The sequence below is a fragment of the Acinetobacter sp. SH20PTE14 genome, from assembly GCF_021391555.1.
Lineage (GTDB): Bacteria > Pseudomonadota > Gammaproteobacteria > Pseudomonadales > Moraxellaceae > Acinetobacter > Acinetobacter amyesii.
The window spans coordinates 1,561,530-1,582,077 of sequence record NZ_CP090067.1 but is presented as its reverse complement, the minus strand read 5'-3'; the positions used below and the strand labels follow the sequence as shown (position 1 = coordinate 1,582,077).

The following is a 20,548-nucleotide window of genomic DNA, read 5'->3' as shown; positions in this document are numbered from 1 at the left end:
CGTGCTTTAAACCTGATTCAGGCTTTAAATCAGTATTTCACCGTATAACTTAAACCGTAGGTGCGACCTTGAGCCGCTAGGCTAGAAATTGGGCCATAGACAGTTTCAACCGACTGGCTGTATACCGATTTATAATCCGTATTCCACACGTTGTAGACACCAAAGCCCACATTACCCGGTCCTACTTTTGCATTGGCAATCACGTCCATCGTTGCAAAGCCTTTAATTGCCGCTGCTGGAGCAGATCCATATTTCACAGTGTCTTTTTGGGCTTTGTCTGTACCGCCAATCGCTAAAGCTTGAACACGTAGGCTCATGTCATTATCAAATTGCCATTCTGAAAATGCTGTTCCTTTTAAAGGTGCTACACGAATAGCATCCAACTCTTGCCAGTCACCTTGGGTATTTTTAAATTGGCCCGTGGTATATGCAACTGTGCCTCCAACCGTCCAATTCGGTTGAACTTCATAACTGGCATTGGCTTCGACACCATAGATACGTTCATCGGTATCAATAACATCAATGGTGTAATTCGGCGCACCAAATTTCAGGCTCTTATCTGAGTCATTATAAAAAGCTGTCACTCCTGCATTTAAACCACCGGCATTTTGTACACGCCAACCGAGTTCATAGTTATTGACTTTAATCGGGTCAATGGTTTGGCTATTAATCACAGAATTTGCTGGCACATCGCGCAGCATACGTTGCACATCGGGCAAGTTTGAACCTTGTGAGAAATTGGCAAACACTTGCTGTGCATCAGTTAAGTGATACACCGCGCCAATATTAAACAGCGTTGCATCATGTTTTACATTGCCGCCATTCAGTGTTTTCGCCACATAGCCTGGGGTTAAATCTGCAGTAATGGCTTCCATATAAGGCACAGATGAATCGACATCGCTTTCTACCCGCTCATGGCGAATGCCGGCTTGTAAACCAAGACGGTCGGTTAATTCATATTGCGCTTGGGCAAATACGCCAAGTTTTTCTGTTTCAACATCTGGGCCAAAGGCATAATAGTTAAACGGCTGATAACTCAGACCATTACTTTGAATAAATGTAGCACTGTCATACATTTGGATATTTTGTTGATCTTTTTCCTTTTCATAGTCCACACCATAGGTTAGCCCCAGTTCACGACCATTTAAGTTAAGATCTTTTTGTAGTGCAACACGTGCGCCTAACACATCAATATCGGTTTCTGACTGATACACCAAGAAAAGTTCAGGTGCCATTTGACGTGCAGATGGGAACCAACGTGCCTTTTCATTTCGATAATACGTTTCAGCGTTTAGACGATGCCCTAAAATATCCTGATTTTCATATTGCGCATTGACGCTATAACGTTCAGTTTGTGGTTGTTCAGCAAGTTGTAAGCCTTTTACCGCATTTAATGACAACGGCAGCTTGCCACCCACGGGCTGTGAGCGCAGCGCATTTAAATTTGGACCATAGTCTGGACCATAGTCACTATCTTGCTCATCATTATAATATTGCGCACCGAAACTCAGCGTTTGACCATCGGCAATTTTCCAACTGACACGACCATTTAGATCTAAGGTGTCGGTATCTTGACGGTCTGTTTGCGCAATCTCAGGCCCAATACGGTTGCCATGGCTATCTTGTATTTCACCACGTTTGGTATAGCTAGCACCTAAAGTTCCGCGTAAATTGCCTTGATTAAAGTTCATGGTTTGTGCAGCTTCATAAGCTAGCGCATCAGACTTAAAATTATTACCAGAAGTGACACCGACTTTCGTTTCAAAACTCAGCGGCTCAGATCCACCTCGTTTGGTGATGATATTGATAATACCGCCTGTTGCACCTGAACCATAAATACTACTTGCACCTGAGACCACTTCAATTCGTTCAATCATCGACGGGCTAATACTTGCCAGTTGCCGAGATCCATCACGATATCCCGTTTGCGGCACACCATCGATCATGTATTGCACCACACGTCCACGCATGGTCATCCCATAGTTAGACGTTGTACCACTTGATGGAGTCAGTGATGGCACCAATAAACCGACAATATCAGCTGTGCTTTTACCTGCATTGGCTTGTTTTTCAATTTCTTCTTTAGGAATGCTGTACACCGTACCCGCAATATCGGCAATGCTTTTCGCAGAACGAGTTGCCGTCACAACAATCGGTGCCATTTTAGTGGCTTCTGCAGTTTGTGTTTCAACTGCTGTATTTTGTGCAGTGTCTGTCGTGACGTCTTGCGCATAAAGCTGAGTGCAAATTGCTAAGCTGAGACAAGTCAGTTGCATCGGTAGAGCTAAACGTTTCATATTCTTTTCCATTTCTTAGAGTTCCGATTGAGTAGGAAGAGTTTGAGTTTTTAAATTTTGTGTTTTTAAAACAATGCGTTGACTAAGTAAGACACTGATTACTGAGCCGATTGCCAATACCAAGTAAAAATGTCCATAGCCTAATGATTTTGCGAGAAAACCTGAAAATGCGCCGCCAATGAAGTACACAAGCAATTCAAAGCAAACTAATATAGTGAAATCGGTACCCGCCTGTTCTTTAGAACTGGTCTGCATGAAATAGGCATAGAGTGATGTCATGGCGATATAACGAATGGCTAGCATCAACACGACAAATACACCTAAAAGCAGATGCCATTGATTCAACCATCCCAATACAACGGCTGCCCCAATGACGGCATATAGCAATGTACGTAACCATCCTGCCCAGACCAACAATTGCGTCGCTTTGATTTTTTTCAGCAATACAGCTGCACTAACGGCTGCAATCAGACCGACACCGGCCCCCACCACAGACATCAACACCCCAATCTGAGACAGTGACCATTTTTGATCGATCAACATGGGATTGAGCATCGCCATTGCGGGTGCTTCAACCACGCGATAACAAACAATGAGTAGCAAGGCCCAACGAATCTCTGGTCGTTTAAACGCTTGTCGTAGGCTTGGTTTGGCTTTGGCAAGTTGAGTTTCTGGTTCTTCTTGAATAAAAAACACAGCAAACATGGTTAAAAATGTCAGCAGCGCTAAAGTTGTGAGCGCTGACTGCCAACCCCAATATTGGTAAATCCATAAAGTCGCAGCGCCACCAAGCATACTACCGACGGCCACCCCAATACTTTGTGCCATACTGCCCAGACGGTAATTGCCTTCGGTAAATTTCTCTACGGTATAACCATCAATCGCAATATCTTGCGTTGCCGCAAACGTTGAAATCCATAAACCAACGATGACAAATAAAGTCAGCCCATAAGAAAACTGCGTAAAGGCTAAAACCAGTACCCCCAGTACCAATGCGATTTGCGTAAACAACAACCATGTTTTACGTTTACCGAGTTTTTTGACATAGAGCTGATCGATCCAAGGTGCCCAAAAAAACTTGAATGCCCATGGAATGTAAAGCAGCGATAACATGCCGATCCAGCGTAAATCTACCCCTTGATGTCGTAAAATGGCAGGCAAAGCCACATTGTAAAAATACAAAGGCAATGCATGTGCTAAGTACAAAATAATCACGACGCTCAAACTTAGGACTGAAATTTGAGATGGTGAAATTGCATGATTTAATTTTCTTGAGTGATGTTGCATATCCACCTCTGCACTGCCCATTGCAGCGCATCAGACTGTTCTAATGAAACGTAATAAGGCACACGCCACGCTGCATGCAGTGCGGGTGTGTTTAAACGTTTGAAGTCATCTGGATCTTGCGCAATACGCACCAGACCCAAACAATATTGAAAAAAGAGATGTTTAAACTTCTTGTACCAAACGGCCTGTATTTGCCGATATTCTTCAGGAAAAGTTGTTCCCTCAGCCGTTTGCATAACCAAAACAAAGGGCTGACTTTTCAGAAAAAAGCGCTCAACTTGAGTCAACCATTGTTCAAACTCTTCCACTGAAACATGCGCTGAAAAGCGCATGTCCAGTATGTGCATGTGGGTACAGCGATAACTCATGACACCGCCTTAGCTAGTTGCTGATGCTGAAATGCCTTGGAGTCGTTTAAGTAATGACCAAATTTTGCATAAAAAGTTTCTCTAAAGCAGTAATACAACATGGCGGTCTTTTCAGGCATTGGGATTAGGCGCTGCGCTTCATAGCACATGTCTTCAACTACGACGGCATAAGGCTTCACACTATGATCAGGCTCTCCCACAATCTTGGCTGATGCGGCATTTTCAAAGATATAAAAACTCAATAAACGCATGACGGGACGTAAATAGCCTTTACCAAAAACGGACTTTTCACCAAATAACAAATGCCAACCTAGATCCAGCTCGTCACCGTCGTAGTACAAACCTAATCGATCCCGTTTTCCCTCGTAAATCTCTGTGTAGCCCACATCTTTACCGTTTACCCCTACGATCAAAATTCGGTGATGATCATCTGCCAGCATTTTTTCGTAATACACTTTTAGTTCAGTTTCTGACTTATTGAGTTGCCACTGTGGAATCACATGCGGTTCATGCATCCATTTATGAACCAAAGCCATATCTTCTGGATATTGCATTTGTCGTAAGTAGTATTGCGTCTCATTCTCATAGTATTCATAAAAATCAGGTAGTTGTCGTGATAAAGTTGTCATGATCTCGTCCTTTAAATTTGTTTAATATTTTCTGTTCTTAGCTCAAAAATCTGCTTATGATGCAATACGGTTGGTTGTCATTTTCTGCTTAGCAGTATGCAGTTGTTTCGCCCACTGATTTAAAGTGTTTGGACTTACAGGGTTTGCAATTGGATCTAAAAATACAGGTACTGGTCGTTCTGCTTCGTCGTTATAACTTGTGGTAAATAGTCGTACTCGGTTCAGACAAATTTTCTCGAAACTTGGACGGAACATACTGAATTTTTCAATACGATCTGCCAATTCAGGATGCGCCTGATGAAATTCATCGATCACGGTGGAGATGGTCTGCCAAAATTCAAGTTCTGTATGCTCTGGATAATCTTCAAGGAAGACATTACAGATATAGCGGTAATGCACCATGAATAAACCTGTAAAGATAAAGTGACTAAGTTCTTCAGCAGGATGGCGCAGTAAAATTTGCCCTTCGGGTGGTAAATTTTCGAGTTCTGGAAAATCTTCATCAACTAAATTGACATCATCAATAAAGTCCTTCAGCACCATTTTTTTCGGTAAACCATTTTCATGGATTAACATGGTGTTTTCACCGTGCGGAGAAAAAGCTAAACCATATTTGTATAAGCAAATCAGTAGTGGTGTTACGCAGACTTCAGCAAAACGCTTCAGCCATTGCAAAGGCGTCAAACCTGAAGCCTGAATCAACACATATAAAATAGACCGACCATTTATGTCTCGATGCAACAATGCTGCTTGGGAAAGTGCTAATTGATGCTCACCGATACAAGGCTCGACACTTTCACGCCATAAGCAACCAAACAATTCTTTAAATTGGTAAGGTGCACCATCTATCTGATCAAAACATGGCTGTTGTAATGTGAGACTTGCAACTTCGCCTAAAAATGCTACCTGTGTTTTTTGCAGGTCTACATCTTGATGTTGAATGTCCTTCAGCCACGCGGTCACTGCCGGTGCAGCCAAATTTCGTTTTGAAGGCAGACCTCGATATACCGCGGTATTAAAGATACTGACGGGTAACTTCACATAATGCCGTTCAGGATGACTGGTATTGCATAAAGTACGAATTGATTGCATTGGCACATAGTCGTCTTGTCCAATTTCCAATTCGACAATGCGCTGATCAACGATTTCATTGGCATAGGTCGGGATTAACCACTGATGCCATTGCCATGCATGTACAGGAATAAAGAAATACTCAGCAGCATTTAAGGCTTTGTCCGCCAATTGCTGTTGAAAATCGTGTAATTGCGCAGAATTCAATTCATGGCGATATAAGCTTTGCGCATCCCAAGCCTCGGTCGAACGAAACTCAGCTAAATCACGATGAACAGCTAACCACAGAACTTTGACCGTTGGAGAAATCTCTGGTGCGGAGCTTAAATAATCATCATAGCCAAAGCCCATACGGCCTTTACTCATAATAAGCCATGGGTGTCCACGTAACATGCCTTCAATTTGATAGTGCGGTGCTGACAGCACAGCCTGACTTAGCAATCTCTGTTCATCAAAAACATGGGCTTCTGCTAACCATGTATTGTTCATTTCTTTAATCAAATATGCCTTGGTAAATGGTTTCACCTCAGCTTGATTTGAAAAAGCACGAATAAATTCATGCAGATTCCATGCGGGCTCTGTTGTCGATTCACTTAACTCTCGAACGCTCCCTTCAACAATACGCCAGTGCCCAAGCAGAAACTGTGTCGCTTGAAATTGATAGGTTTTGTCATCCAGTTTAAGTTGCCAAGTGTTATTTTCCACTTGCTGAATCTGAATAATTTCTTCATATAAAAACTCAGCAATTGCCATTTCAATCAGTCTTTGCCCTGCACGGCGCCACTGCGTTTGATTTATCTGTAATTTTGCAAATGTCATTATAATTTCTCGAGTTTAACCGTATTCTGTTCTTGCTTATTCGGCATGGTCGTATTGCGGTTCATTGCGTAGTTGGCAATGGTTTTTTTTACGGAAAATGGTCTTTGGATATTGGTTGGTGCTGATTTCTTTACAATGCCCATACTGTGCATTTCAGCATTTTCACTGGGTGAAAAATGTTGGAAACTTTGCGCTTGATCACCCAAATCGTATAAGTTAAAACCCAATAATTGATTAGCAATGACCGCTGCACGGTGAGCACCCAGCCCTAAATCGGGTGTACCGACACCGTGACTATGCATTTCCTGATTTTGAACAAAAATTTCACCGACAGCGTCATGCTGTACGCGGTAGTCCTGACTGATTTTCCAGCGGCCGAATTCATCACATTGAATCAGTGGTTTTAGATATTTGAGATATTGCCACTCTGGACTGTGATATCCCGTTGAAGCCACGACAAAGTCCGCATCCAGATAGAATTGTTCTGCCGTGACTTTATGCTGAAACTGCAAACGGATGCCCGCACCATGAGGCTCGGCATCGACCAAACCCACCTGAGCATGTAAATGCGTCTGTTGAATATTTTGACCAATGCTCCGGTGATACAGTTTTTGGTAAATATCACGGATGGTTTTTGCACTGATGCCCTTATATAACAAACCTTGTTGTTTCAGTTGTTCGACTTTATTTTCAGGACTTAGTTGATAAAAATGCGTAGTATAATCCGGACTAAAATGCTCCAATCCAAGTGGTGCATATTCCATTGGGAAAAACCCATTTGAGCGTGTCAGCCAATGCAATTTAAACTGCGCTGTTGTGGTTTGATCCTGCAAATATTGACGATCAAACAGATCCATAAAGACTTCGGCCGAAGACTGGCCTGATCCCAGTACAACCACATTCCCTTTCAAGTGATTTAACGCTGTATTGCAATAATTTGCAGAATGTAAGCAGCGCTCCGGATATTGCTGTTGTATGTCTTTTAGACACTGTGGTAAATGCGGAACATTCCCCGAACCAATGACCAAATTTCGGCATTGATAACGTCTAAAACGTCCATCTTGCTCAACCATGACTTCAAAGCCTTGCTCTTGGGCATAAATGGCTTTTACGGTTGATTGATATTGAATATGCTCTAGTTGGTCTGCAACCCATTGACAATAATGGTTATATTCACGTCTAGGAATCTGAGCTTGTTCTAAAAAATAGAATTTGTATAAACGCTGCTGCGCCTTTAAGTAATTTAAAAAACTAAAAGAACTGGTTGGATCGACCATGGAAACCAGATCGGCCATAAACGGCACTTGCAGTACTGTATTGGGCAATTGCATACCCGCATGCCAGTCGAACTGTGGTTTCTTTTCAAAAAATTGATACTGCAAATGATTTTGCTTATGTAGCAAACTCGCCAAACTAAGGTTAAATGGCCCTAAGCCTATCCCAATAAAATCAAGCATATTGCACATCCTTCTGTTCCACACATAAAGGATTTGGCAACTGTACATAAACCGATTGCTGATCGACTGGGGCAATCAATTCATCCAGCTCATACAAGCGCGTCAACAGATTACCCTTATACGGCAAGGTCGGCTGATACAGTAATGAATGAATCAATGAACTTTCTGGATATGCCCGATGTAAGTCCAACAGTTCATTTTGCAATATCGATATCAACACTTGCTCTGTAACATATCCAGTTGCACCAATTGCATTGATAATGCCGAATAAAGTATTACCAAAAAAATAATAGCTAAAGCGCTCATCGACAAAGGCTTTGGAACCCACGGCATGCGCTTTTTCTTGCAACTCTGGAAATGCGCTTAAGACCTCACCTGCTAGTTCTTCGATATAGTAAAAGCCTTGATTGTCACGCAGCCATAGATATTTAGGCATTGCATTTTCAAGCTCAAGTAAGACATTTTGCTGATGTGATTCAAATGCCATTCCGTATTGATGATACAAATACATCAATGGTTTTAGACTAATTGCCAAAAATTGTTTAAACCAATTGATCGCAATGGCGCTTTGATCAAGTTCAGGTTGTTGTTTTGCGATTTGTTCAAATAAGGCATTAAAACGGCTTTTCGGCTGTGCAGGATGCTCTTGGCACAATGACGCAATACAACTCACCTGCTGCTTTTCACTGAAAGGCTGATCACGGAAGATGCAAATAGTTTCTTCGACGATTTCATCATCTATGCTCAATGCCATCCAAGCAGGATCATTCACCGCTTTGAGCGTTGGGCATTGTTTTAAAATACGTTCACCGAGACTTGAATGCCAAAGTCGATGGGTCATTTCACCACGGTGACATTCTTTGGCAAGGTTGACCCGAATTGAATTGGTGATCATTACAGATAGTGATGGTTTTAACATCCACGGCGCTGCAAAACTTGCCATAGTGCGTACCGAAGTTGTTGGTGAAAATGCCCAACCTTTCTCGCCAAAATCGATAATTTTTAATTTGGTTTTTAAGTTTTTAAACCATGCTTTTGACTGTAAATAACGTGCTTGCCAAGGATGCAAAGGCAATAACTTATAATGTGAATAGGCATTCAGTAGTGCTTGATCAGTTTCTGATAAATGCCATTGCAATTCGCTTTTCAATTGCACTGATACAGCTTGATCTAAAGCTGAACTTTCTTGAATATATTCTGGAGCTACCAACCAATAATGCAGTTGGCTGAGACCTTTGGCTTCTGGCGAATACCTTTCCCAATCTTCATGCACAAAACCGACCCGACTTTTCGGTGCAGGATGCATGCTGTGCCCTAAAATTAAAGCTTGTTCCGATTCAATGAAACTTTGTTCCGCTTGGACTAAAACCTCAAAATCATGTTCGCGCAGTGTCAAAAATTGAATAAGCGCTTCACGACTTTCGATCCAACGCTCTAATAATGATGAAGCATCCAGTGTATGACCTGACTCTTGTACGAGCTGTTCAAGTAATAAGCTCGCGATCGCGGTGATACTAAATGACTGTTTCTGTCCCTTGTTAAAGACGTGTGGGAGATCTGCAAGACGATGTCTACCAACAAGGCTGACATAAGATAGTGGTACAAATAACTGTGATTGTATGCAATCTAAAGGGATGCATAACAACGTCAAGCCTTGGCTAAACGTCAATTGTGATGAATTCTGTTGATACTTTTCCAGTAAAATACCTTTACCGGTTTCTTGTGAGTATGCATTGACAAGATGCTGCATCGCCAAGCGATTAGCAAGCTCTTTCATCTGACCATATCCTCTATTTTTAAGCTTTTCCAAGCTTTGTCATGTAATTATGTTTCTTTAACTGTGCAAATAATGCTTAGTACGCTGGCCAGCGTGAAACCATGTTAATGATAATCATTATTGTTAATAATTGCATTTTTGTGAAAATTTGCTACAGGATTGCAAATTTGGTCTTATCTCTATGTATTTAAAAATTAATTTTTTTAATATAAACTTTTCTGTTTTTATTTATACAATTTTCTGAAATGGAACTAAATGATAATTTTCTCATTTAGCATTGAACAAATAAATCATATTGCTTATTTTTTAGCCGAATTATCACATTGTGCAACTTAAACTAAAAACCCATGTCTTTTACATGGGTTTTTATATTCTGCTTTTAACCAAGCTTTTATTTAAATCAAGGAACGAAATGTGCAGTTAAATTTTAATCATTGAAGACTTTACTAACACCATACTGGCCATACATCCTTATTGCCAATTAGCATGTATTTCATAACAAACACCTACTGATTTCTGATCTATATCTTCTATTCAGACTGGTTATACAGCATGAATTATGTACTCCAATGATTTGGTTGAAATCAATCAATTGATTTAACAACCCAATCCAAAAATTTGTGCTTATCAAAAAAGTCTGGCGCAGCATTCGCAAATATACTTTTTTCTCTGTTATTAAAGATTCCTTTGTAATAAAAAGACCTATCTGCGGTAAATTTTGAGTCATCCCCTTCATGCAATTCTCTAAAGAAGATCGATAACTGCATAAATCGACTTTTAGATGCTAAACTGTGTTTTTCTAATACAAAATTATAGATTTGCTCAATAATCGCTTTAGTATTTGAATAAGGCATTTTGTTGTCTCTTTATTAGATCACTCTTTCAAATTACAGCTTTTAAATTAAAATACAACTGTTTTAGTCGGATTTTAAATAACTATTTTTTATAAGTATTTTTATAATTAAACACCTTTAAGTGCTATTAATGAATCAACCTCTAAACATGAAGTTTTACTAAATTCTACTTCTGCGACTACAAACATTCTCGTTACTCAAAGCTAACTCTGAAAACAATAAAAAAGCCCACCTGTTTCCAGATGAGCTTACAACTACTTCCAATGGTGGGATACAGATAAAAAGAAAGCATCACTTGGAAGTTGCAATATCACTTTACCAGAGCCAAACTTACAACTCGTTGAGGTTGAATTAACATTAGGATACACAGTGAAACCAGCAGATAGTGTTGGATACGTAACCTCTATTCCTCCATATTAGAAATATACTTTTAAACTAAATTCAGCAGCTAAGCGTGTAAACTGATGAAACAAATAATATTTCCATTATTACTATCAATCCTTCCACTTTCAGCTTGTGGTAATTCAAGTCAAACAGCCCCTCCTGCACAAAGTTCAGCAACTAGAGCTGATGCTGAGCTTTCTCCAGAAAGTAAAGAAATCATCAATGAATATAATCAGATACTAATTCAATCTCAAAGTGAGTTGGACCCTCAAAAAACCAATCAAAAGCTTAAAAAAATTCTACCTAAAATTTCTAAAATTAACTCAGAGAATGAACGAAATAACCTTTTACTAAACATCAATATGCGTCTTAGCAATTATGAAGAAGCCTTTGCTATTACAAATACAATTTTAGAAAAAAAAGAAACAACCAATATGAAAAATTTTCAATGTTTACTCATTAGACTTCTTTCATAATTCATTTTTTGCTCAGCTCTAAATTATAGATTCCCGCAATTAAATTGAATCTTAAGCCCAGTCTTTTTCCTCGATTACGATATCGCTCGGCAAGGATTTTGAAAGTTTTTAAACTACCAAATACATGCTCAACCCCAATTCTTCTTTTGTTGATTTCTTGATTATAGATTTTTAGTTCAGGATCCAATTTACAGCGCTTTTTTGCTTTTAATGGCAACAAGCTATTTGGATACACTGCGTAAATCCCTTGATAGCCTTTATCTGCAAAGATAAAGGCACCTGCCGGAATCTGATGTAAGTTTCGTTTGAAGAGTTCGAAATCATGTACAGCACCACGATCAGTGCATAAACTCAGAATTTGCTGAGTTCTATAATGAATGATGGCCTGGACTTTGAAAGTATGTGCCTTCTTTTTGCCACTATAGCTTTTCTTCTGTTTTTTTAGGTCTTTGTATTGGAATTTCTGTGGCATCAACAATCACCACGTTCCAGTCGATGCCTTCGCCCTCAGGCAAATGCTTCGGTAAATTAAATAAATTGGACTTGATCAGGCAGTCCTCTACATGACGGACAATTCTTGAAGCAGTCGGCTCTGACACACCATAACTTGTTGCAACATGGAACAAGGTTCGGTATTCGCGCCAATAACTTAAGCACAGAAGGATTTGATCTTCTATGCTCAATTTAGTTGGTCTACCTTTAGCAGGAACATGCATTTTCAGTTGTTCAATCATTAAATCAAAGGTTGACCATGATATGCCGGTGTATCGCTTAAACTGTGTTTCAGAAAGCTTCTTTGAATCGATATATTTCATCCGCAGATTATGCATGAATATTTAAAATTCTTCGGTACAAATAATCAGCAAGAGACTGTTCGTTTTTTGATTTATGAAAGAGGCTTATTGAAGTTTTAAACAAACCAAAAAAGGATATTGAAGACTGTTATTTATACAATGCTAATTTATATAAAAAACAGTTAGATAAAATGCCCCAAAATGATCCATATTACGATCAAACAGAATGGGCCTACTATGCGAGTTTACTTCATACAGGTAAAACAGAATATAAATCTAAATTAAAGCAGCTTGTGGACTCAAAAAAATCTCCAGAAGACAAAGCAATTTATGAGTCGCTCTATGAAATAGAAACTATTCCTGATGGTAGAAAATCAATCTTAGATAATTACAAATCCCAAATGTAATGCAAAAAACCAGCCCATGGTTGGTTTACAACATTATCAATATATATACATACAAAGCTGCCAACCCTCATTTCACATCAAATTTGGCATCAATTTCAGCGCGCTCGGTATTTCTCATATCAACTCAAGAAGCACCATATATATACCTACTAATAATCGTATTTAACCTACAATCCTATATTCAGTACCCTATATATACAATATAAAAAGCTGCACCATGTCCAATAAATCCGTGACACTTGATGCTTCATCGAACCACAAAGCCGCTCAATGCGGCTTTTGTTATTTTATAGATTTTGAAGTGGAAGGTATTCCCTCTAAATTCACTTAAATTTAAGTAGTCAAAAACCGCACTTAAACATCTATCACATCAGCAAAATTTGCACCCAAAACTTTTGCTAAATCCTCGGGTTTTAAACCAATATCCAAACCACGCTTACCACCACTCACATAGATTTTAGCTAAGTTCTGTGCAGAAGCATCGATCACAGTTTTTAAGCGTTTTTTCTGTCCAACTGGACTAATACCACCTACCAAATAACCGGTTAAACGCTCTGCATCCTTTGGGTCTGCCATTTTTAGTTTTTTACAGCCAAATGCTGTGGCCACTTTTTTCAAATTCAGCTGATATTCCACTGGCAATACGGCAACAAAGTAATTTTTATCGTCCGTAACCATCAATGTTTTAAAGACTTCTTCGACAGTTAAACCAAGTTTTTCCGCAGCTTCTAAACCAAAACTTTTTGCTTCTGGGTCATGGTCATATTCATGAATTGTAAAGTCGATTTTATTAGATTTTAAGAGTTTACATGCAGGTGTCATTGCTTTTTCGTCATTCCATTCGGACAACTAGGAAAACTCGATTATAAGCCTATTCTAGAAAGACCGGCGAACACTTTTATATTTTTCATGAACATGACTTGTGCAATAAGTTTGAGTTGAATACATTTAAATAAAGCAAAAATTTCAAAAAAATATGACAACGCTGACTCAAGACCTCATCCAATTATTATCTGTAGTGCCCAAAGATCAGGGCTACTTTTTGGCACAGAGCAAACCTCTGTTTGGTGACCATATTTTTGGTGGGCAATTACTTGCTCAGAGCATAGTCAGTGCATCCTTTACCTGCACACTCCCACTCCACTCTTTACATGCCAACTTTATTTCTGCGGGTCTTGCAAATCATCCCGTATTATTTAAAGTCGAAAATTTACGTGATAGCCATAGTTTTTCTACACGACAAGTGACCGCCATACAGTATGGCAAACCAATATATATGGTGATGTTGTTCTATATGAATAACGAAATGGGTATGGAGTATCAAATACCTGAACCAGATCTGATCCCACAGTTTCCACCAATTATGCTCAAAGAAGAGCAATTCTATAAATCGCAAATCCAATCATCTATTTCACCTGAATATCTGGCCACATTTTTACAGCCTTTTCAGCTTATATCTAAACCGATTGAATACGTGCTGACAGATTTTCCACCGTCCGGTCAAGCTTCTGTCTTAAATCAAAATCAATATGCAGAATATTTAAAACTCCATGATGCCTTGGATGCACAATTTGACCAACTTCATATACATCAGGCCATTGCAGCATATTATTCAGACTATAATTTATATTCTGCGGCGCTCAAAACACATGGTTTAAATTATCTGTCTCCTGAAATCATCGCAACCAGCCTTGATCATTCGATGTATTTTCATCATACCTTTCGGGTGGATGATTGGGTTTTCTATGACATGAATACCACCCGAACCTCCCAATCACGGGGGCTTAGTCATGGGCAAATGTGGCAAGATGGAAAATTAGTCGCAAGTACTACACAAGAAAATTTAATGCGTTATACAGGCGAATCGTGAGGCCTGTGACAATCTTTAACATTCAAATTCTTGTTAAGTTAAGCATCAAGCGTATAAAATTCATGCAAATCATACCGCTATAACAATAATATGCCTTCGATCTACCAACTTAAACCTGCATTTCAAAACCTACTTCGACCTTTGGTTAAATCACTTCAGCATCTTGGTATTACAGCAAATCAAGTAACACTACTAGCAATGTTCATTTCGCTAGCTGTGGCATTTTTTATTTATATCTATTTCTCTCACAACGGTATTGGCATTTTACTGTTGATTTTCCCCGTGTGGATGCTTATTCGAATGGGCTTCAATGCCATAGATGGCATGCTGGCACGTGAGTTCAACCAACAATCCAAACTCGGTGCTTTTTATAATGAATTATGTGATGTGATTTCTGACTCAGCACTCTATTTTAGTTTAATTTGCTTTGCTTTTATTCAAGCTGAATTACTTATTTTAACCTGTTTTCTCGCCATACTTGCTGAATATACAGGTGTGATGGCGCCATTAGTGGGTCAAGAACGTCGCTACGATGGTCCAATGGGAAAAAGTGACCGTGCTTTTGTATTTAGTATCATCTGTATAGTGATCGTGACTTCTTCTATATTTAACTTCGGTTTAAATACATTGTCTCTTATTTGCAATAGTATTTTGATTATTATCATCTTTTTATTACTTATCACGATTTATAACCGCATTAAAAATAGCATTATCAACCCACAATAAATTTCAGTTTAGATCGTCAGTCGATTTATTATTTTGAGAACAACACAATGTATAACAATACTCAGCATACCTTTACGAGCCATGATGGAACATACTTGTTTTATCAACATTGGGAAAATAGCAGTTTAAAAAGCAACCGTAAGAAAAAAGCGGTGATCTTATTTCATCGTGGCCATGAACATTCGGGACGAATGGCGCATTTGGTCAATGAATTGAATTTGCCTGATTTTGATTTTTTCGCTTGGGATGCGCGAGGTCACGGCAATACCCCAGGTGAACGTGGTGATGCACCGAGCTTTTCCGCATGCGTTCAAGACATTCAATATTTTGTTCAGCATATTGAACAGACTTACCAAATCCGATCAGAAAATATAGCAATTGTAGCTCAAAGCGTTGGCGCTGTTTTAGCCGCGACATGGGTGCATGATTATGCCCCTAAAATCCGTGCTTTATGCCTTGCCTCGCCTGCATTTGACATCAAACTCTATGTGCCTTTTGCAAAACCCGGCTTAACACTCCTCAACAAATTCGCTGGCAACTTTTTTATTAATAGTTATGTCAAAGCCAAAATGCTGACGCACGATACTGCACGTGCACAGAGTTATGACACTGACCCGAAAATCGCTCGGGCCATATCGGTCTGTATGCTGCTGGGGCTATATGCAGCCTCAGATCGAATCGTTAAAGATGCACAAAATATTTTTGTTCCTACACAGGTTTTATGTTCGGGATCTGACTACGTGGTGCATCAAAAACCCCAATTGGCGTTTTATCAAAAACTCCCTCATCCAATGAAGGAATTTCACGTCTTAGATGGTTTTTATCATGATACCTTGGGTGAAAAACATCGCAAAATAGCCATAGATAAAATCCATCGCTTTATTCAACAATGTTTTAAACAACCCTATTCCGCACCTAAACTTTTAGATGCAGATAAAATTGGCCCAAGCTGTGCCGTTGCAGAAACATTAAGTTCAACACTTCCAAAACACTCTTTAAAACATGCATTTTGGAGCTTAACAAAACGAAATCTTAAAATTGGTAGTTTCTTTTCCAAGGGCTTAAATATTGGTGAAGAGACAGGATATGACTCTGGCAGCACCTTAGATTTTGTCTACAGAGATCAATCAGAAAGCCAAAACGCACTGGGTAAAATCATCGATCGACAATATTTAAATGCAATTGGTTGGCGGGGTATTCGCGTTAGAAAACAAAATATTGAAGCGCTATTAACGAAATATGCTTCTAAGTTAAATGATGCCCAACACGCGGTACGGATTATGGATATTGCAGCAGGCCATGGCCGGTATATTTTAGATGCTGTACAAAAACTGCCTGAGCAGCCTGAATCTATTCTGCTCAGAGACTACAGTTCAATCAATGTACAAGCGGGTCAAGCAATGATTGAGCAAAGAGGTTTAAGCCAGATTGCCAAATTTGTAGAAGCGGATGCATTTGATACCACATCACTAGCCAGTGTTGAACCTAAACCTACTCTAGCCGTGGTCTCAGGTTTATACGAATTATTTAGTGATAATGATTTACTTAGACAGTCCTTATCCGGCTTAAGCCAGGCCATTGAGAAAGATGGTTATCTCATCTACACGGGTCAAATTTGGCATCCGCAACAAGAGTTTATCGCCCGTGCCCTGACCTCACATCGCCAAGGAGATGCGTGGGTCATGCGTTTACGCTCACAAGCCGAGATGGATGCCTTGGTTGAGCAAGCAGGATTCAAGAAAATCGATCAAGTTATTGATGAGTTTGGTATTTTCACCGTTTCCGTTGCACAAAAAATTTAAGCTTGGACGGTCAATCTTATGCATAAAATGGATCCAGAAACAGGAACTTGGAAATACGGCCTACTGTGTTTGGCATTTCTGGCACCTTTTTTCTTCTTAAGTTATGGTTTTGCCAATCAATACGCTGCGGGTTTAGCGTCTGTACCTGTTATCGTCTTTGAATGGGAAAAATATATTCCACTTTGGCCATGGAGTATTGTGCCTTATTGGTCGATTGATCTGTTCTATGGATTGTCTTTATTACTTTGTTGGAATAAGTTTGAATTAAAACAACATGTCCTGCGACTATTTTCGGCACAAATCCTTTCAATTAGCTGCTTTTTAATTTTCCCGCTACGTTTTAGCTTTGAACGCCCCGAACTCACAGGTTTTTTCGGCCTATGGTTTGATGTCTTGATGGGCTTTGATAAACCGTTTAATCAAGCACCTTCCCTGCACATTGTGCTACTGGTGATACTTTGGGATTTTTTCCGTCGGCATAGCACAGGTAAGCTAAAATATCTGGTAGATGGTTGGTCCTTTTTGATTGGTCTCTCAGTTCTAACCACTTGGCAGCACCATTTTATAGATATCCCAACAGGTTTATTGGTCGGTGCCTTATGTTTATGGCTATTCCCGATGGCTGGCTCTGCGCCATGGGTTCAAAATAAACAAAGTCGGCTAAGCTTAAAGCACATTAAAATCGGGATCCTTTATCTGTTTGCTGCTTTATTTTGTAGCGCAATCGCACATGCAAAAGGTTGGTGGCTTTGGCTACTCTATCCTGCGAGCAGTCTACTTTTAGTTTCGTTTGCATATTTATTCAATCGACCCCATTTTTTTCAAAAACTCAGTCATGGTGATATGACTATTGCTGCAAAAATGCTGTTCGCACCCTACCTTATATTTGCTTGGATCAATAGCCGAATCTGGACCTATCGCCATCCTGAAGATTCTAAAATCATCAAAATCAATCAGAGTTATATTTATTTAGGTCGCTATCCGTCCAAACAGGTCATGCAACAATATGATGCTTTACTCGATTGTTGCGCAGAATTGCCCACTTATCCAAAGTGCTCTTATGCCCAAAACTTGAGTTTAGACCTAATTCCTTTACAGGCCAATCAGCTACATCATGCTGTAGAGTCTTTAGAACTATTCTTGAAATCTAATAACAATGATGAAGCACAAAACATCTTGGTCTTCTGTGCTTTGGGATATTCACGAAGTAGTGCTGTAGTTGCCGCATTATTATTGAAACAACATCCTGAATATTCAGTCGAAGATGTTTTACGGATTATTCGCCATAACCGTCCTTGGGTTGTGCTTAAAACACCGCAAATAAAACATTTAAATACTTATCGTTTAAAACTTAAAGGACTTGCACCATGAATTTACAACTTGTGGTGCTATCAAAGTTGTTACAATCCACCATTGGATTGCTCATTTCAGCTTATGTAGCAGCAATCCTCACGCTCTGGCTCATTATCCAGTTTGGTAATGTGATGCTATTCGATTTGCTATATATATTAATTTGTCTAGTTTTGCTCGGAATACAACATTATTTAAGCCTGAGAATCAAATTTGATTCGGCACTTTTAGCCACTGTCGCTGAATACAGCCAAACTCAAAACCTTGAACAAACCACCAAGGAGCTGGACTTAAGTTTAATCAACTTAAAATTAATGCCTGCAAATAAATGTGGTCGCGCATGGGAGCTGCGTGAATTAGGTTGTCTGGCTTTATTTAAATGGCAGATATTTGTGCTTTGCTTGCAATACATCGCATTCATCTGCATATTTTTACTGTATAAATAATTCACAATAATTTGAAGCCATGCCAAATCCAATAGACACTTCAGGGAATGCTCACTCACCAATGAAAGGTAATTTTTTAAGCCGTTCAATTGCTCGATATATTGCCTTTCTCACTCGTCGTGGGGCGCGGCTGCTCACGGGCGCGCGGAGTCTATGGATCGGGTGCAAACCGGTTATGAAACAGCGTATTTATTATGCAAATCATAATAGCCATATCGACTTTATTTTGCTTTGGTCATCACTGCCGACAGATCTCAGACGGAAGACGCGTCCTGTAGCGGCTTCGGATTATTGGCTAAAAGATGGCTTTCGACGTTTTCTCATTCAAGATACGTTTACTGGTGTCACTATTCAGCGAAATCGAGAGCAAAATCAAGATCCATTAGAACCGATCAAAACCGTATTAGCTCAAGGTGACTCGATTATTTTCTTTCCTGAGGGTACTCGAAATTTAAATGATGACGTTGAATTATTAGAGTTTAAAAGCGGCTTATTTCATCTCAAAAATCAATTTCCTGATGTTGAAATCGTACCGGTATGGATCTCAAATTTAAAACGTGTCATGCCTAAAGGCGCGCTTATACCACTCCCCCTATTATCTACCATTATATTTGGTAAGCCTTTAGAAGCCCATAATGAACAGAGTAAAACTGAATTTTTAAACTACGCTCAGGATGAATTACTCAAATTAAAAGCATTGGAGTATCAATAATGGAATTCACCAATGCGCAAATGACCTATGTATTGTTTGGTATTTTTGCAGTTATTTTGATTATTGCCTCAACCATTGGCTCAATACTAAAATTTAAAGCGGGTTATGCACCTGCACCAGTTATCGACAATTTAAATGCACGGATCAATGCATGGTGGGTCATGCTGTTGGTACTTGGTGTAGCAATTTCATTAGGCAAAATTGCCTTTGTGATCCTTTTTGCGTTGATTTCACTCTTTGCTTTACGCGAATTTATCAGTTTACTGCCAACCCGTCGCGGTGATTATCTTCCTTTATTGATCGCTTTTTATTTTGTCATCCCTTACCAGTATTACTTGGTGTATATCGACTGGTATGGGCTATATTCGATTTTTATTCCGCTGTATGTATTTCTTCTAATCCCTATCGCTACACTCAAAGCCGAAGATACCACGCGATTTTTAGAACGCAGTTCAAAAATTCAATGGGGTCTGATGATCAGCGTATTCTGTATTTCGCATGTGCCTGCGCTATTAAATCTTAAACTTCCCGGATTTGAAGGTGAAAAAATTTGGCTAGCGATCTGGTTGATCATGGTGGTACAAGCCTCCGATGTTTTGCAATATGTCTGTGGCAAGCTATTTGGAAAGCACAAAGTCGCACCGATACTTTCACCGTCTAAAACCGTTGAGGGGTTAATAGGAGGCATTGCTTTAGCCACTGCACTAGGCGTGGCTATGTCATGGCTTACACCTTTTAACTACCTACAGGCTGCATGTATTGGCTTTATTGTTTGTATATTCGGTTTCTTTGGTGGTCTGGTCATGTCGGCCATTAAACGCGATCGTGGTGTAAAAGATTGGGGACAGCTCATCCAAGGCCATGGTGGCATGCTCGACCGAATTGATTCAATCTGCTTTTCTGCACCGATTTTTTTCCACATTTTGCGCTATTGGTGGTCTTAAGAAATGACTAAGTTTTAAACAGAAAATTTGGGATTTTAAATGATGTTACGCACGTAGAATTACTTTTACATTTTAAAG

The 20,548-nt window shown here is 39.5% G+C and carries 20 protein-coding genes; 9 read left to right on the top strand and 11 right to left on the bottom strand.

The window, feature by feature from the left end; translation table 11 throughout:
• Positions 1 to 29 precede the first annotated feature (29 nt).
• The 8 genes from LXF01_RS07930 to LXF01_RS07895 form a co-directional block, all read right to left on the bottom strand.
• Positions 30 to 2,297 (bottom strand): TonB-dependent receptor, encoded by a 2,268-nt coding sequence (locus LXF01_RS07930; protein WP_233945345.1) that lies wholly within the window; start codon positions 2,295 to 2,297, stop codon positions 30 to 32.
• A 15-nt stretch (positions 2,298 to 2,312) separates the two neighbouring features.
• A complete protein-coding gene (locus LXF01_RS07925; RefSeq protein WP_233945441.1) occupies positions 2,313 to 3,584 on the bottom strand; it encodes an MFS transporter in 1,272 nt (423 codons plus the stop codon).
• Complete coding sequence (locus LXF01_RS07920; protein WP_233945344.1) at positions 3,560 to 3,952, bottom strand: hypothetical protein; 393 nt, start codon at positions 3,950 to 3,952, stop codon at positions 3,560 to 3,562. The genes LXF01_RS07925 and LXF01_RS07920 overlap by 25 nt, the downstream gene beginning before the upstream one ends.
• On the bottom strand, positions 3,949 to 4,581 hold the full coding sequence (locus tag LXF01_RS07915) for a GNAT family N-acetyltransferase (protein WP_111884324.1): 633 nt from the start codon (positions 4,579 to 4,581) through the stop codon (positions 3,949 to 3,951). Before LXF01_RS07915 ends, LXF01_RS07920 begins: the two co-directional genes overlap by 4 nt.
• A 54-nt stretch (positions 4,582 to 4,635) precedes the next feature.
• The gene (locus LXF01_RS07910) at positions 4,636 to 6,471 is read right to left on the bottom strand and encodes an IucA/IucC family protein (protein ID WP_233945343.1); all 1,836 of its coding nucleotides are present in this window, start codon (positions 6,469 to 6,471) and stop codon (positions 4,636 to 4,638) included.
• A complete protein-coding gene (locus LXF01_RS07905; RefSeq protein WP_326489500.1) occupies positions 6,471 to 7,928 on the bottom strand; it encodes a lysine N(6)-hydroxylase/L-ornithine N(5)-oxygenase family protein in 1,458 nt (485 codons plus the stop codon). The genes LXF01_RS07910 and LXF01_RS07905 overlap by 1 nt, the downstream gene beginning before the upstream one ends.
• The gene (locus LXF01_RS07900) at positions 7,921 to 9,705 is read right to left on the bottom strand and encodes an IucA/IucC family protein (RefSeq protein WP_233945342.1); all 1,785 of its coding nucleotides are present in this window, start codon (positions 9,703 to 9,705) and stop codon (positions 7,921 to 7,923) included. Before LXF01_RS07900 ends, LXF01_RS07905 begins: the two co-directional genes overlap by 8 nt.
• A 584-nt stretch (positions 9,706 to 10,289) precedes the next feature.
• A complete protein-coding gene (locus LXF01_RS07895; RefSeq protein ID WP_180102009.1) occupies positions 10,290 to 10,559 on the bottom strand; it encodes a hypothetical protein in 270 nt (89 codons plus the stop codon).
• Positions 10,560 to 11,023: 464 nt separating this feature from the next.
• Between LXF01_RS07895 and LXF01_RS07890 the strand changes: the two genes are divergently transcribed.
• Positions 11,024 to 11,419, top strand: a complete 396-nt coding sequence (locus LXF01_RS07890) for a hypothetical protein (RefSeq protein ID WP_233945341.1) — start codon at positions 11,024 to 11,026, stop codon at positions 11,417 to 11,419.
• 1 nt (position 11,420) lies between these two features.
• Here the strand turns inward: LXF01_RS07890 and LXF01_RS07885 are convergent, their stop codons facing one another.
• Both LXF01_RS07885 and LXF01_RS07880 read right to left on the bottom strand, forming a co-directional pair.
• Positions 11,421 to 11,891 carry a transposase family protein gene (locus tag LXF01_RS07885; RefSeq protein WP_233944423.1) on the bottom strand — a complete coding sequence of 157 codons (471 nt, stop codon included), beginning with the start codon at positions 11,889 to 11,891 and terminating at the stop codon, positions 11,421 to 11,423.
• Complete coding sequence (locus tag LXF01_RS07880) at positions 11,839 to 12,234, bottom strand: transposase family protein (protein ID WP_233944424.1); 396 nt, start codon at positions 12,232 to 12,234, stop codon at positions 11,839 to 11,841. The genes LXF01_RS07885 and LXF01_RS07880 overlap by 53 nt, the downstream gene beginning before the upstream one ends.
• Before the next feature lie 170 nt (positions 12,235 to 12,404).
• Here LXF01_RS07880 and LXF01_RS07875 point away from each other — a divergent pair, with 170 nt between their 5' ends.
• Positions 12,405 to 12,620 carry a hypothetical protein gene (locus tag LXF01_RS07875; protein WP_233945340.1) on the top strand — a complete coding sequence of 72 codons (216 nt, stop codon included), beginning with the start codon at positions 12,405 to 12,407 and terminating at the stop codon, positions 12,618 to 12,620.
• 354 nt (positions 12,621 to 12,974) lie between these two features.
• Here LXF01_RS07875 and ybaK read toward each other — a convergent pair whose 3' ends face one another.
• Positions 12,975 to 13,442, bottom strand: a complete 468-nt coding sequence (gene ybaK / locus LXF01_RS07870) for a Cys-tRNA(Pro) deacylase (RefSeq protein ID WP_180022788.1) — start codon at positions 13,440 to 13,442, stop codon at positions 12,975 to 12,977.
• 154 nt (positions 13,443 to 13,596) lie between these two features.
• Between ybaK and LXF01_RS07865 the strand changes: the two genes are divergently transcribed.
• From LXF01_RS07865 to LXF01_RS07835, 7 genes are all read left to right on the top strand, one after another.
• Entirely contained in the window at positions 13,597 to 14,490 is an 894-nt protein-coding gene (locus LXF01_RS07865) for an acyl-CoA thioesterase (protein ID WP_233945339.1), read from the top strand.
• Positions 14,491 to 14,580: 90 nt separating this feature from the next.
• Positions 14,581 to 15,216 carry a CDP-alcohol phosphatidyltransferase family protein gene (locus LXF01_RS07860; RefSeq protein WP_233945338.1) on the top strand — a complete coding sequence of 212 codons (636 nt, stop codon included), beginning with the start codon at positions 14,581 to 14,583 and terminating at the stop codon, positions 15,214 to 15,216.
• 47 nt (positions 15,217 to 15,263) lie between these two features.
• Entirely contained in the window at positions 15,264 to 17,018 is a 1,755-nt protein-coding gene (locus tag LXF01_RS07855) for a bifunctional alpha/beta hydrolase/class I SAM-dependent methyltransferase (RefSeq protein ID WP_233945337.1), read from the top strand.
• Positions 17,019 to 17,036: 18 nt separating this feature from the next.
• A complete protein-coding gene (locus LXF01_RS07850) occupies positions 17,037 to 18,389 on the top strand; it encodes a phosphatase PAP2/dual specificity phosphatase family protein (protein WP_233945336.1) in 1,353 nt (450 codons plus the stop codon).
• Positions 18,386 to 18,814 carry a hypothetical protein gene (locus LXF01_RS07845; protein WP_233945335.1) on the top strand — a complete coding sequence of 143 codons (429 nt, stop codon included), beginning with the start codon at positions 18,386 to 18,388 and terminating at the stop codon, positions 18,812 to 18,814. The genes LXF01_RS07850 and LXF01_RS07845 overlap by 4 nt, the downstream gene beginning before the upstream one ends.
• A 61-nt stretch (positions 18,815 to 18,875) precedes the next feature.
• Positions 18,876 to 19,526, top strand: coding sequence for a lysophospholipid acyltransferase family protein (locus LXF01_RS07840; RefSeq protein ID WP_233945440.1), 651 nt, complete (start codon positions 18,876 to 18,878; stop codon positions 19,524 to 19,526).
• A complete protein-coding gene (locus tag LXF01_RS07835) occupies positions 19,526 to 20,470 on the top strand; it encodes a phosphatidate cytidylyltransferase (RefSeq protein ID WP_233945334.1) in 945 nt (314 codons plus the stop codon). Before LXF01_RS07840 ends, LXF01_RS07835 begins: the two co-directional genes overlap by 1 nt.
• Positions 20,471 to 20,548 lie beyond the last annotated feature (78 nt).

Excerpts from the sequence above, each read along its gene's own strand:
- LXF01_RS07915 (WP_111884324.1), bottom strand. The coding sequence starts at position 4,581 with ATGACAACTTTATCACGACAACTACCTGATTTTTATGAATACTATGAG.
- LXF01_RS07930 (WP_233945345.1), bottom strand. The coding sequence starts at position 2,297 with ATGAAACGTTTAGCTCTACCGATGCAACTGACTTGTCTCAGCTTAGCA.
- LXF01_RS07890 (WP_233945341.1), top strand. The coding sequence starts at position 11,024 with ATGAAACAAATAATATTTCCATTATTACTATCAATCCTTCCACTTTCA.
- LXF01_RS07910 (WP_233945343.1), bottom strand. The coding sequence starts at position 6,471 with ATGACATTTGCAAAATTACAGATAAATCAAACGCAGTGGCGCCGTGCA.
- LXF01_RS07875 (WP_233945340.1), top strand. The coding sequence starts at position 12,405 with ATGCCCCAAAATGATCCATATTACGATCAAACAGAATGGGCCTACTAT.
- LXF01_RS07840 (WP_233945440.1), top strand. The coding sequence starts at position 18,876 with ATGAAAGGTAATTTTTTAAGCCGTTCAATTGCTCGATATATTGCCTTT.
- LXF01_RS07850 (WP_233945336.1), top strand. The coding sequence starts at position 17,037 with ATGCATAAAATGGATCCAGAAACAGGAACTTGGAAATACGGCCTACTG.
- LXF01_RS07925 (WP_233945441.1), bottom strand. The coding sequence starts at position 3,584 with ATGCAACATCACTCAAGAAAATTAAATCATGCAATTTCACCATCTCAA.
- LXF01_RS07905 (WP_326489500.1), bottom strand. The coding sequence starts at position 7,928 with ATGCTTGATTTTATTGGGATAGGCTTAGGGCCATTTAACCTTAGTTTG.
- LXF01_RS07865 (WP_233945339.1), top strand. The coding sequence starts at position 13,597 with ATGACAACGCTGACTCAAGACCTCATCCAATTATTATCTGTAGTGCCC.
- LXF01_RS07900 (WP_233945342.1), bottom strand. The coding sequence starts at position 9,705 with ATGAAAGAGCTTGCTAATCGCTTGGCGATGCAGCATCTTGTCAATGCA.
- LXF01_RS07845 (WP_233945335.1), top strand. The coding sequence starts at position 18,386 with ATGAATTTACAACTTGTGGTGCTATCAAAGTTGTTACAATCCACCATT.
- LXF01_RS07855 (WP_233945337.1), top strand. The coding sequence starts at position 15,264 with ATGTATAACAATACTCAGCATACCTTTACGAGCCATGATGGAACATAC.
- LXF01_RS07835 (WP_233945334.1), top strand. The coding sequence starts at position 19,526 with ATGGAATTCACCAATGCGCAAATGACCTATGTATTGTTTGGTATTTTT.
- ybaK (WP_180022788.1), bottom strand. The coding sequence starts at position 13,442 with ATGACACCTGCATGTAAACTCTTAAAATCTAATAAAATCGACTTTACA.
- LXF01_RS07860 (WP_233945338.1), top strand. The coding sequence starts at position 14,581 with ATGCCTTCGATCTACCAACTTAAACCTGCATTTCAAAACCTACTTCGA.
- LXF01_RS07920 (WP_233945344.1), bottom strand. The coding sequence starts at position 3,952 with ATGAGTTATCGCTGTACCCACATGCACATACTGGACATGCGCTTTTCA.
- LXF01_RS07880 (WP_233944424.1), bottom strand. The coding sequence starts at position 12,234 with ATGAAATATATCGATTCAAAGAAGCTTTCTGAAACACAGTTTAAGCGA.
- LXF01_RS07885 (WP_233944423.1), bottom strand. The coding sequence starts at position 11,891 with ATGCCACAGAAATTCCAATACAAAGACCTAAAAAAACAGAAGAAAAGC.
- LXF01_RS07895 (WP_180102009.1), bottom strand. The coding sequence starts at position 10,559 with ATGCCTTATTCAAATACTAAAGCGATTATTGAGCAAATCTATAATTTT.